Here is a 13190-nt window from a genome sequence, read left to right as displayed (position 1 = left end):
ACAGATAATGTTACAATCATAATTACATTTAGTCAACGGATTTCTTTTGCAACTCCATAGGTTTATCAATAACCGATTTTATTTTACTTATTTGAAGGAATATTATATATTATGTTTGTAACGTTACAAGAATGGACGATATTAAAGATTATGAAACCACTCTACATAGAGCAGCTTTAAACAAGACGGAAGGTGTGATCACGTGGGTAAGAGAGTGACAATGCAGGATATTGCTGACAAATTAAAAATATCCAAGAACTCGGTTTCACAAGCCCTTTCAGGTAAGCCCGGTGTCAGCGAAGCGACCAGAAAGAAAATTCAACAAACGGCAAAGAGCCTGGGGTATCGCTATTCAGGTGCAAAAGTGAATACGAACGGTGGACACTCTGCCGGGAATATTGCATTAATTGCCTCTGAATTTGCATTCTCTTTGAAAAGTTTTTTCGGAGAGATTTATCTTGCAATTGATAAGGAAGTAAAAAAAAGAGGCATGAACCTGCACGTTCATTCAATAGATGATGTTACGAGGGACAATTTAGTCCTGCCGGAAGATGTGGAAAATAACTCGGTATCAGGAATCATCGTGCTTTCGCACATAAGCACAGACTATATTAATAAAATCATCGATCTTGGCATTCCGACTGTTATGATCGATCACCACCACCCTTTCAACCATGCGGATGCCATTTTAATAAACAACCGTTTTGCTGCTTACAAGGCCGTTCACCACCTTATCGAACTAGGCCATCAGAATATCGGTTTTGTTGGAAATGTTGATTATTCTCCAAGCTACTTAGAACGCTGGGAAGGATACCTGCTTGCGTTAAAAGATAATGATATTGAAGCTAAAAAAGAGCTTATGGTAACAGACGTAGCTGAAAATGGTGATTCCATTAACAATGCACTGAACCAAATAAATGAATTACCCACTGCCTGGTTCTGTACAAATGACGGATACGGATTTCTTATTCTTACCTCCCTTCAAACGAGAGGGTTACGTGTTCCAAAAGATGCGTCAGTGTGCAGCTTTGATAACGGGCAGCTCTCACGCATATCAACACCGACAACTACAACAATGAATGTAGATCTTACATTGTACGGGAAAAGAGCGATAGAACAGCTCTTCTGGAGAATGGATAACCCCGCAGAACCTTTCCAGGAAACGTTAATTGATTCAAATATTATTATCAGGGATTCGACTGGCCCGGTAATTTAACTTTTTTTCAATATTACTTTAATAAAACCCTCTCATTCTCTAACGGGAAAGAGAGGGTTTTACAGTTATAGGCACGATTTTTTCGTAGCTGATTGGCAGTTAAGCCTTGCTAGTGGTAAAACGTTTTATAAGAACGGCTTAAAGACATAAAAGAAGCATGGGAACTGTCCCATGCTTCTTTTTTACCTGTGCTGATCCACGAGAATCGGATTGCCGTCCGGATCTTCAATTGTAAAGCTCGCAGGTCCTTCACCCGCTTCATCTGCTTCAGTCTGGAAATTTACCCCTTTTCCCTTAAGCTGCTTTTGAAGTTTCCGGATGTCCGTAAACGAATCAAGATTCTGGGCATTTTGGTTCCAACCCGGATTAAACGTAAGGATATTCTTTTCGAACATGCCCTGAAACAGCCCTATGACTGTGCTTTCATTCTTCATGATGAGCCAGTTTTGATCCTCATTCCCTCCCAGGATTTCAAACCCCAGGTTTTCGTAAAACGCTTTTGACTTCTGAATGTCTTTTACACTCAAACTTACGGAAAACGCCCCTAGTTTCATATGAACAGCTCCTCCTGCCAGGAAATAAATTAGAATTTTCACACAAATCAAGTGTACCTGATCACAGTGAAAAAGACATCTCCGTTTTATCCTTCTCGATCAAACAACCTCAAGCAGTCAAAAAAGAAGCATGAGAACCGTCCCCATGCTTCTCCAGGCCCCCTTTCCGGAACCCATGCTTCCAAAAACAATTCTATTTGACCGCGCCGCGCGTAACTCCGCTGATGATCCACTTCTGGGCAATAATATACACGAGAACCATTGGCAGGAGGGCCAGCAGGTACGAAGCAAACGCCAAGTTGTAGTTCGTACTGAATTCCGACTGAAAGATATACTGAACGAGCGGTAATGTCGCGTCACTTGGATCGGTCAGTATCACTAGGGGAAGCATAAAGTCGTTCCAGGCATAGAGCGCTGTTAAGATTGCCACTGTGGCATTCATCGGTGCCAAAAGCGGGAAGATGACCTTCCAGAATACCTTCCATGTGCTGGCTCCGTCCATAATCGCTGCTTCTTCAAGCTCCACCGGGATTGACTTAATGTATCCCACGTAAATAAATACGTTAAAGGAGAGCTGGAACACAATGTAGAGAAAGATCAATCCGACCAGGTTGTCCATATTCCACACGGCTGTCTGGCGGACAAGCGGCAACATGATGATCGGAAAAGGAACGAACATGGCACTCACGAAATAGTAAAACATCACTTTGTACAACCGGCGGTGCATGTTTCTCGCAATCGCATACGACACAAGGGAGTTCGTCAGCACCGTGAAAATAACAACAAAGAACGTCACCAGAAAACTGTTGCTGAAAGCATTGAAGAAATTCGTCACTTCGATGGCATCAGCAAAGTTTTGAAACCGCCACTCGTTCGGCAGGGACAAAAGGGGCTCACCCATCTCTTCAGGTGTTTTCAGGGCAATATTGATCGTTAAATAGAGCGGAAATAAAACAAGAAGCGTACCAAGCATAAGCAGTCCGGTAACGAGCCAGTTTTTCTTTTTGGAGTTCTTCATCACAGCTGCACCTCCCGCTTCTGCAAGATTCGTAGTTGAAAGACCGAAAAGCCTACAATGATAAGGAAGTAGATGACCGCATTGGCAGATTGATAGCCGAACTGCCCGCCTTCAAATCCTCCTGTATAGATTAATAGAGAAATGGATTCCGTGGCATGGCCCGGTCCGCCCCCCGTCAGTGCAATGATGTGGTCGAAAACCATCAGAAACGTTTTTAACGCCAGTACCATGTTAATCGTAAAGAACGGTGCGATAAGCGGAAACGTAATTTTAGAAAATCGTTTCCACGGACTCGCTCCGTCAATGGATGCCGCTTCGTATACATCTCCCGGAACAGTCTGCAAACCTGCGAGATACAGGATGGTGTTAAACGCCACCGCCTGCCAGACCGCCATGATCACAATCCCGATCCAGGCGTAATCCGGACTTCCAAGAATATTGGCTGAAAGCGCCTGAATGCCTAAAATATCCGAGAGCTGGGGCAAAAAGATCGTGAAGATGAACTGAAAGATGAACCCGACAATTAGAATACTCAGGATGTTCGGCAAAAAGTAAATCGCCCTGAGCGTCTTCTGAAATTTAATATTCGCATTTAATCCGAGCGCCACGATTAAGCTGAAGATATTTACAAGAATCGTAGACACAATGGCAAACTGAAAGGTAAATCCGTAGGCACTCCACGCCCTCATGTCCTGAAAGACATTAAGATAATTGGAAAACCCGACAAACTCCCAATCCCCGTACCCCCGCCAGTTCGTGAAGCTGTAAAACACACCTTGAAGCAGCGGGTACGTATGGAATAAGAAAAACAACACAAGTGCAGGTATTGTCATATAAAGAAACGATCGCTGTCTGTTTTTCATCATCAAAGTCCTTTCTAATACCTGAGTTGAATTTGATCCCACGTGCGGTCAAGCTGACTCAGAAATTCGTGACGGTCCTCGCCGTAAGTAAATCCCTGTACCATGTTTTCAACACCCATACCCGGAAGATAAAAGTGGTCCGGGAAACTGGTAATCTGATCATTTTCAAAGTGATCCGCAATGCCCTCCATGGCCGGATCGTCCGTCACGACTCCCTGCAGCACAGAAAAGGCAGCCTGTTCTTCCATGTACTGAGTAGAAGGCCCCTCTTCCAGCAGGAACGAAATAAACGCATCTGTTTCCTCCGGATGGTCTGTATCCTCCAGTGCCGTCAGGAGAACATCGACGCCGGACACAAGCTTGTTTTCTTCAGGGTTGTTCGTCACCGGCAGGGCGAATACACCAAGCTCCATATCGGGATTTAAACTGAGGATTTCAGGCACTGCCCAGTTCCCCTGAAAGTACAGCAGGCCGTTCCCCTGGGAAAATTCCCGGTTGCCGTCGTTATAGCCGATGCCGTGCATGCGGGAATGACCATATTCCAAAAGTTCCTCCAGCTTCTCCGTCACTTCCACGTGTGTATTGGCAAATGTGAGTTCACCTTCGGACTTTCTCTCTGCAAATCGTTCCGGCTGAAGGTTTCCTGCAAGGGCATTCCACGCCGGCATAATCGTCCATGCCTCCTGAAGGGTAAACAGAATCGGGATTTCCTCCGCTTCCTCTGCCATCTCCAAAAGTTCGATAAACTCATCCCACGTTTCCGGAATGTCGCCGCCAAGCTCCTCCATCATCTCCTTGTTGTAAATGACCGTGTTGGCGTTGGCCGCAAACGGTACCCCGTGAATACCAGGCGTGTCTGAACCTTCCAGTTCCTCCAGCATTCCTAAGTATGATTCCTGAATGTTATCAAGCACCGGATCCCCTTCATAATCCTGAAGCATTCCTGCACTGACCAGCTCTCCGTATAAAGCACTGCCTGCGATGGCAAGGAGGTCCGGCATATCATCTTTTACAAGTCTTGTTCGAAGGACTGTTTCTGCATCAGGCGGGGCATACAGGTTCACCTCAATACCGGGGTGCTGCTCCTCAAACTCTTCAATGAGTGCCTGGTACGTACCGGTGTTTTCTGTTTTATTCGAGAAAAACTCCAATTGAACGGTGCCGTCCCCTGCATCTTCCCCACAGCCGGCAAGCATCGCCGCGCCTGCTAATAGGCCACCTGCAAACCAAGGTTTCGTTTTCATCCTTTTACTCCTCTCGTGATAGGTTAATTACACGCATTCGAGAAAACGTTTACTTTTATTTTATTAAAATCAGACGTCTCATTTGAGATTTTCCTGCCCGATTTCAACACTCATGCAACTTTGAAAGTAAACGTTTACTCTTTTTGTTTTAAAAAAGAGAGGCTAGGAAGACAATGGCTTCACTGAGTCTCTTTTTACAATGTTATGCTGGGCTGTCAGGCTCGGGCTTCTCTCCCCTGTATGAATCTCTCTGTAAAGCATTTCTGCCGCTTTCCTCCCCAGAGATTCAAGCTCCTGGGAGACAACGGTGAGTTTTGGAACCGCCATTTTTGCCAGCTTTGTATTGTCGTAGCCGATGATCGACAAATCATCGGGCACTCTTTTCCCGTACTCCAGTGCAGCTGAGACCGCACTCATGGCAAGTTCGTCGCTAGAGGCAAAGACTGCCGTTGTTTCCGGATGACTGGCCATCAGCTTTGAGAAAGCAAGGTGCCCATTCTCGAAGTAAAAGCCATTGTTTTGAGCGATCTGCGTATCGCGGCAGGGGAGTTTTGCTTCCTTCAACGCCCGTTTAAATCCATCAATTCGCGGTTTTCCGGCAATCGGGTCGTCTCCATTTCCACTGAGCATACCGATATGTTTATGACCGTGTTCAATAAGGAACTTTGTCGCTTCATAGGATGCAAGTTCATCGTCCACCTTAACATGGGGAACGTCTTCCACTTCAGACTCTGAAGCCAGCACCACAAACGGCACATTCATCTGCCGGACCATTTTTTCGTATTCCTTAGTGAGAACCTTACTTGTGAAGATCACACCCTCAACCTGCTTTTCTTCCAGAATCCGTAAGTACTTCAGCGTCTTCGCCTGATCGGAGTTTGTGTTGCATACAATGACGCTGTGACCGAACGTATTGGCTACTGCTTCAATTCCGTGCAGCATTTCCGAACTCACCATTCCGGAAATCTCGGGGAACAACACACCGATTGTCCTCGTCTGCCTGCTGATCAGGCTCCGGGCGACGGCATTTGGTGAATACCCCATCTTCTCCATCGTCTCCAGCACGTGCTTTTTCGTCTTTTCCGAGTACCCTTTTGAGGTCTGGTTTAAAATGCGTGATACCGTTGCAATTGAAACATTAGCTTCTTTTGCAACATCCTTGATTGTCTTTTTTCTCATGTCAATACCTTCCAAAGAAAACGTTTTCTTCACTTGAGTGTAAAGTGATCTATTTCGAATGTCAAGAATACTCTTACTTTTTAATCACAACATTAAAAAAGAAGCACGGGAGCGGTCCCTTGCTTCTTACATCATTTACTTCACTTTATAAACAACCGCTTCAAACGGCTTTAAATCAAAGCAGTTGATGTCTCTTTCTTCTGTTTCACAGTTGCCGAGAAGCTTCTCTGCGCCGGTAAACTGCTGGTCTTTTGGCAGTTCAAACGGTACCTGCTCCCCTGACATATTCGTCACCACCAGGACCGTTTCCCCGTGGAGGGTACGGGTATAGGCGAAGAGCTTCTCGTGGTCCGGAAGAAGAATGTCATAGGATCCGTACAGAAGAACGTCGTGATTCTTCCGAAGGCGGATCAGTGTTTTGTAATACTCGTACACCGAAGCCGGATCTTCTTTCTGATCCTCCACGTTCACCTCTGTGTAATTCGGGTTCACCTTCATCCACGGCTTTCCAGTCGTAAAGCCGCCACTCGCTTCACTGTTCCACTGCATCGGCGTTCTGGAGTTGTCACGGCCCCGCTTCCAGATGATCTTCATCACATCTTCGTGTGATTTCCCTTCAGCCGTCAGGTTTTTGTACAGGTTATGGGCATCCACATCATCGTAATCATCAATCGAATCAAACTGAACGTTCGTCATCCCGATCTCCTGCCCCTGATAAATAAACGGCGTTCCCTGCATGAGGAAATACATCGTCGCAAGCGCCTTGGCAGACACTGTGCGGTACGTCTTATCATCCCCAAGTGTGGAAACGGAACGGGGAACGTCATGGTTTTCCAAAAATAAAGCGTTCCAGCCGACGCCGTCAAGGCCTTTCTGCCATCTCGTATAACTCTGTTTAAAAGCAGGTAGATCGATGCCTTCATCTGTGTCCTTGCCCCAGAGGTCGAGGGACTCAAACTGGAACACCATGTTGAACTTTCCGTTTTCCTCACCGACCCAGAGGTGGGCATCGTCAACGGTAACCCCGTTTGCTTCCCCGACCGTCATCACGTCGTAGTGATCGAGGGTTTCCTCCTTGAATTCAGAAAGAAACTCCTGGATACCAGGCTGGTTCATGTGTCCGGCAAAGGACGGTACATATTTTTTTCCCTCGGGATTCGGCATATCAGGAAAGCCCGGTGTTTTTTTAATGTGGGAAATGGCATCCACACGGAAGCCGTCAATCCCTTTATCAAGCCACCAGTTGACCATGTCGTACAGGTCTTTTCGCACATCCGGGTTCTCCCAGTTCAAGTCCGGCTGCCCTTTGGCAAAGATGTGCATGTAATACTGGCCGCTCTCCTCGTCGAACTCCCAGGCAGACCCGCCAAAGATACTTTCCCAGTTGTTCGGCTCCGACCCGTCTTCACTCGGATCGGCCCAAATATAATAGTTGCGCTTCGGGTTGTCTTTCCCTTTACGTGACTCGATAAACCATTCGTGATCCGCGGACGTGTGGTTGATCACGAGGTCCATAATGATCTTAAGGCCGCGCTTGTGGGCTTCGGCCAGGAGCTCGTCAAAATCCTCCATCGTCCCGAACTCGTCCATAATATCCTTGTAATCAGAGATGTCATACCCGTTATCTTCGTTCGGGGATTTATAGATCGGGCAGATCCAGATCACGTCAATGCCGAGATCCTTCAGGTAATCAAGCCTGGACATAATCCCTTTAATGTCCCCAATGCCGTCACCGTTGCTGTCCATAAAACTTCTTGGATAAACCTGATACACAACTGCTTCTTTCCACCATTTTCGTTCCATGTTGAACCTCCGTGTTCTCCTGATGATCCTCTATATGTGCAAATACATGCATGATTTGTGAAATCGTTTGCCCATATCATAACAGGAAACAAGTATAAATGGTAGATGGTAACGTGTAAAACGTTTTCATTTTTTGTTCCTTTTGTTGGAAGGCTGTAAGTGGTGCCTGTCACCACCCGGATTTTGTCGAATCTATAGGGCTTTTTGCCAGCTGATGCATTTCATTCAACAAAAACCGTCTCTTAAACAGGTAAAATGACACCACTTTAGATAATAGGGGCAACTGAAAATGGTGAACCTGTGCTTGTTCGTGTCAGGCCATGTACAGGGGAAGCCGTAGAAGTTTTCAGAGGAAGTTTTTATGTGAATAATTGTCTGGGTCACAGCATGAGTATTTTATAGTTAATGAATTGGTGAACTGGCAAATAAGAGAGATGACCCCCTGTTGTTTCGTTCAGTTTCTATTACTGCCGTTTATGCACACATTCAGCCCCCTTACCGTATAAGATAAAGTACTTTGCGAAAAGTACGCTACCTCCAGGCAGCAGGCCCCTTCAGGGTCTGCTGTTTTGTTATGTATAAATCTTAAACCGCATACCTTGTGCATGCGGTCTCAGATGGAATGCGAAACCCAGAAAAAATACGAAAAAGGAGTGCAAAAACCAAGGCAGAATACTAACAAGAAAAATTGTTCGAAACCTGTAAAGTTTACACCGACGATAGTTCAGATAAGAAAGTACTTAAACCAAGTAATCAGTAAAATTCCCATAATTAAACCCCTGGGCATGTCCATTTTGGGTCCTTGACTACTACAATCCAGTACTCATATCCCTGTACACTTTGTAATACTCCTTATAATCTCACCTCCGCATTTTTCACATGCAAGCATTGGTAGAACGCTCTGATCGCCCTTCTCTTTTCCAAACTTATTTGACACTTCTGAATTCACATGCTAATATGCTCGTAATCAATCCAATAGCAAACTCTTATTGAGAGTGGTGGAGGGACTGGCCCGATGAAACCCGGCAACCGATCATTCATTGATTGTGGTGCCAATTCCAGCAAAGCTGAGTCTTTGAGAAATAAGAGAGGTCAAATCAACATAACCCTCTCATTTTGAGAGGGTTTTCTGTTTGATAGACCAAATATCCGTGTTTCACAGGTGCTGAACTCACGTTGCGAGTCCAGCTTAAAAGGGAAGTCCGGTGAAAGTCCGGTACGGTCCCGCCACTGTAAATGGGAGCATCCAGCAACATAGCCACTGTCTTCGGACGGGAAGGCGCATGGATGTGATGATCATGAGTCAGGAGACCTGCCTGTAAAACATACACTACGTCCTACGAGGAATAGGAAGGTGTTGACATTTCAAGGGCTTCGTCTGTCTTTTTAATGACGTTTATTCCCTGTGTCCACCTCATCATCTCTCTTGTAGGCAAGAGAGATTTTTTTATTGGGTTGAAAAAGAATATCAGGAGGAATGGACATGAAAAAAACCAGAAGTTCGACAATCGGGTACCCGAGAATCGGGGAAAAAAGAGAATGGAAAGAAGCGCTGGAAGCGTTTTGGAGCAAGTCCATCACGGAAGAAGATCTGCTAAGAAAAATGGAAGCCCTCCGCTTAAATGACCTTCAAAAACAAAAGAACCTCGGAATTGACCTGATTCCCGTGGGTGACTTCAGCTTTTACGACCATGTTCTCGATACAGCGGTGATGTTCGGGCTCATCCCCCGCCGTTTCCGCTCTGACGAAACACCGTTATTACAGACCTATTTTGATATCGCCCGGGGAAACAAGGAAGCCGTCGCCTCGGAAATGACGAAATGGTTCAATACGAACTACCATTACATCGTTCCGGAATTTGACCAGAACACCGCCCCTGTACTGAAAGAGAACCGGCCTCTTACTTACTTTCTTGAAGCCAAAAACAAGCTTGGCATAACCGGGAAGCCTGTTCTCCTCGGTCCCGTGACATTACTGAAGCTCTCGAAAGGGTATAAACAGGAGGAATTCGGGCCTCTTTTAAAGACGCTCGTTCCTCTTTACCAGCAGGTGTTAAAGGAACTGGATGAAGCAGGGGCTGAGTGGGTTCAGTTAGACGAGCCGGTTTTAAGTACCGATCTCACCAAAACAGAAATCGGGCACGTAAAAGACGTCTACGAACAGCTTCACTCACCAGCGGCAAACCTGAAGCTCCTTGTGCAAACGTATTTCGAATCGGTATCTGACTATGAAGCGATCATCTCCCTCCCGGTAGACGGGATCGGTCTCGATTTTGTTCACGACGACGGAGCGAACCTGGATGCTTTAAAAAAATACGGGTTTCCTGCTGATAAAACATTGGCCGCCGGTGTTGTGAACGGGCGAAACGTCTGGGGAAGTGACCTGGAAGAAAAATGGGGGCTCTTGGAAGCCATCCGTGGCATCGTTTCTGATAACCGCCTCATCGTACAGCCTTCGTGCAGTCTTTTACACGTCCCTGTGACCGTAAAGACGGAGGATCACCTTGAGCCTGAATTAAAGGGTGCTTTAGCTTTTGCCGATCAAAAAATTGATGAAATCACCCTGTTGACGAAGGGGATCAATGAGGGCAGACCATCGATCGAAGACGAAATCAAAACTCGGGAGGAGACCCTTCAGATTTTCCGTCAGTCCCCATCGCGGACGAAACCGCATGTGCAAAATGAGGTGAGTGAATGGGAAGGAAAAGAACCGGCACGGGACTTTTCTTTTACCGCCAGGCAGGCATTGCACCAAGACATCTTCAAGCTTCCGGTGCTGCCTACAACAACAATCGGAAGTCTGCCTCAAACTACAGAAATCCGCCAGGCCCGGTCCCGTTACCGCCATGGTGAATGGTCAACAGCGGCGTACGACGCCTTCATTCAGAAAAAAGTAGCGGAATGGATTGAGGTACAGGAGTGGATTGGCCTCGACGTACTCGTTCACGGTGAATTTGAACGAAATGACATGGTTGAATACTTCGGGGAAAAACTTGACGGGTTTGCTTTTACCAAATACGGATGGGTGCAATCCTACGGCTCACGGAGTGTAAAACCACCGATCATTTACGGAGATGTGGCTTTACCGGAGCCGATGACAACAAAAGACATCACCTATGCCCAGTCACTCACTGACAAGCCGGTCAAAGGCATGCTCACCGGACCCGTTACCATTTATAAATGGTCTTTCCCCCGTGAGGACATCCGTGCATTCGAAGTGACAAAGCAGCTCGCTTTAGCATTGCAAAACGAAATCAGCCATCTGGAGAAAAACGGCATCGGCATGATCCAGGTAGATGAGCCTGCTTTACGTGAAGGACTGCCCCTTAAAGACGCAAAGAAACAACAATACCTCCAGGAAGCCATCTATGCGTTCAAACTTGCCACCTGCACAGTGAAAAAAGAAACCCAGGTCCATACGCATATGTGCTATTCGGAGTTCGGGGAAATCATTGATTCAATTAAACAGCTGGATGCTGATGTTATTTCTATTGAAACAGCGCGAAGCCACGGTGAATTAATCGCGGACTTCGAAAAGGCATCGTACGACAAAGGCATCGGCCTCGGGGTTTACGACATTCACAGCCCGCGTGTACCAAGCACCGAAGAAATGGAAACGAGCATCCGCCGGGCCCTCCAGGTCCTCCACCCGCAGCAGTTCTGGGTCAATCCGGACTGCGGCCTGAAAACGAGAGGCATCGATGAAACCGTTCCTTCACTTAAGAATATGGTTGAGGCCACCCAGCGTGTGCGGGAGGCACTTGGCTCGGTTGGTGCGGTGCCTGCGCTTGGCTCGGTGCCTGTCACTACCCGGAATTTGTCGAATCCGTAGGACATTCTCCCAAAGTTTCATAGACTCAACCACAATAAAAGGCTCGCAAAGGGGGATGCGAGCCTTTCTAACAAATCTATCAGTCTTTCGAATACGCTTTAGCTGTACCACACTCCGACCACGTTTTAAGAAACCTCGTGAACATTTCTGCCCCGAGAACAATCGCAAAGATTACCAAAGTGACCCCGAGCATCTGGTCGTATGCCATCATACGGGAGGCTCTGACCAGCTCCCACCCTATTCCGCCTGCGCCAACGATTCCTTATAGGACCTCTCCAAAATACCACACAAGAACCGTCCCAAAACAACATCAGTGGCTGGTTTCTTACTTTGCAAAAAAGAAATCATTCACGGTCTGCTCGAGCGTGCCTTTTGTGATGACTTTCGGATCAAATTGAAGGTCTTCTTTTATGAGCGTGCGGACGATCTGCGGACGCAGGCCCGTAATGATGCACTCGCAGCCCATCATATATGTACCATTTATCGTTTTCATTATTCGATTCATGCTTGTGGTGTCAATCTGTGCAATACCCGAAAAATCAATAATGAGTGTTTCAATCTGCAGTTTTTTAATTTCAGGCAGGGTCTTTCCTTCGATCGTTTCCACTCGGTCCTCATCGACTTCCCCGATGAGAGGCAGAACACATACACTATCACTGAGCGGAATAATCGGGGCACTCAGATTTTCAACAAGTTCACGCTGAGAAGCAAGCAGGGCATCCTTATAGCGGGAATAGCTTAAAAAGAAGCCGTTGAGGAACTGATCAATCGCATCATTCACCTGTCTCTCAAGTTTAAACAAGTTCACCTTCTTATCTTTGTTTTCTTCATGAAACTCTTCCAGAAACCGCCACATCGTCCGGCGGATCGACTGGACCCATTCCAGCTTGAATGACAGTGTGAGATCATGCTGCGCCCAGACCACGCCTTCTTTTTCTGCAAACGATGCTAAAGAATCATTTTCCCCGAGGGCATACATTACCAGTTTATGCGCATTCTCAAGAAGGTCAATATTTCCTACCCGATGGATTTCATCAATCTTGTCCCGAACTTGAGAGGCATCGCAAATCAGCTTATTCCGAAAGTCTTCCTGTCTCTGGTTAAAATAATCTGCATAGATTTCATGAGAGTTTGATTTCACTGGTTTTCACATCCTTAAAGTAAATTTCATTACCATAAGTATATCATTTCAAAATCCTGATCACATGATAAAATTTGAAGCTTCTTGAAAGGCCTAGCAGCTCCCACTTGGGTTTAGCGTTATGAAAGGGGCCTCCCTCTCCGTTGAAAAATGCCGTAAAAAACAAAACCAGCGCAATGATTATTTGCCCGTTCAAGGGGGAGACCTGCAGGAAAATCTTAGCTAGCTGGTGCACTGTCACCACCCCGATTTTGTCGAATCCATAGGACTTTTTACATCTGCTACAAGTCCATATACAGCAAAAAGACGTGAGTCCACAGTGACTCACGTCTTTTTTGCA

The 13190-nt window shown here is 46.3% G+C and carries 9 protein-coding genes and 2 riboswitches; of the genes, 2 read left to right on the top strand and 7 right to left on the bottom strand.

Going from position 1 to position 13190, the window contains the following annotated elements; genetic code table 11:
- The first annotated feature begins 202 nt into the window (after positions 1-202).
- A complete protein-coding gene (locus tag EBO34_RS15595; protein ID WP_122900282.1) occupies positions 203-1216 on the top strand; it encodes a LacI family DNA-binding transcriptional regulator in 1014 nt (337 codons plus the stop codon).
- 182 nt (positions 1217-1398) lie between these two features.
- On the opposite strand, the gene EBO34_RS15590 is transcribed toward EBO34_RS15595, so the two are convergent.
- The 6 genes from EBO34_RS15590 to EBO34_RS15565 form a co-directional block, all read right to left on the bottom strand.
- A complete protein-coding gene (locus EBO34_RS15590; RefSeq protein WP_122900280.1) occupies positions 1399-1770 on the bottom strand; it encodes a VOC family protein in 372 nt (123 codons plus the stop codon).
- Between the two features lie 193 nt (positions 1771-1963).
- On the bottom strand, positions 1964-2788 hold the full coding sequence (locus EBO34_RS15585) for a carbohydrate ABC transporter permease (RefSeq protein WP_122900278.1): 825 nt from the start codon (positions 2786-2788) through the stop codon (positions 1964-1966).
- Positions 2788-3651, bottom strand: a complete 864-nt coding sequence (locus tag EBO34_RS15580; protein WP_122901371.1) for a carbohydrate ABC transporter permease — start codon at positions 3649-3651, stop codon at positions 2788-2790. The genes EBO34_RS15585 and EBO34_RS15580 overlap by 1 nt, the downstream gene beginning before the upstream one ends.
- A 14-nt stretch (positions 3652-3665) precedes the next feature.
- Positions 3666-4895 carry an ABC transporter substrate-binding protein gene (locus EBO34_RS15575; protein ID WP_122900276.1) on the bottom strand — a complete coding sequence of 410 codons (1230 nt, stop codon included), beginning with the start codon at positions 4893-4895 and terminating at the stop codon, positions 3666-3668.
- A 162-nt stretch (positions 4896-5057) separates the two neighbouring features.
- Entirely contained in the window at positions 5058-6074 is a 1017-nt protein-coding gene (locus EBO34_RS15570; protein ID WP_122900275.1) for a LacI family DNA-binding transcriptional regulator, read from the bottom strand.
- 135 nt (positions 6075-6209) lie between these two features.
- Positions 6210-7877, bottom strand: coding sequence for a glycoside hydrolase family 13 protein (locus tag EBO34_RS15565; RefSeq protein WP_122900273.1), 1668 nt, complete (start codon positions 7875-7877; stop codon positions 6210-6212).
- A 983-nt stretch (positions 7878-8860) separates the two neighbouring features.
- Positions 8861-8966, top strand: a riboswitch (SAM riboswitch).
- Positions 8967-9020: 54 nt separating this feature from the next.
- Positions 9021-9211: riboswitch (cobalamin riboswitch) on the top strand.
- Between the two features lie 149 nt (positions 9212-9360).
- Between EBO34_RS15565 and metE the strand changes: the two genes are divergently transcribed.
- Positions 9361-11709, top strand: coding sequence for a 5-methyltetrahydropteroyltriglutamate--homocysteine S-methyltransferase (gene metE, locus EBO34_RS15560; RefSeq protein ID WP_122900271.1), 2349 nt, complete (start codon positions 9361-9363; stop codon positions 11707-11709).
- 325 nt (positions 11710-12034) lie between these two features.
- Here metE and EBO34_RS15555 read toward each other — a convergent pair whose 3' ends face one another.
- Positions 12035-12850, bottom strand: coding sequence for an STAS domain-containing protein (locus EBO34_RS15555; protein ID WP_122900269.1), 816 nt, complete (start codon positions 12848-12850; stop codon positions 12035-12037).
- Positions 12851-13190 lie beyond the last annotated feature (340 nt).

The organism is Alteribacter keqinensis (assembly GCF_003710255.1).
GTDB classification, from domain to species: Bacteria; Bacillota; Bacilli; order Bacillales; family Salisediminibacteriaceae; genus Alteribacter; species Alteribacter keqinensis.
This window is presented reverse-complemented; position numbering and strand designations above follow the sequence as displayed.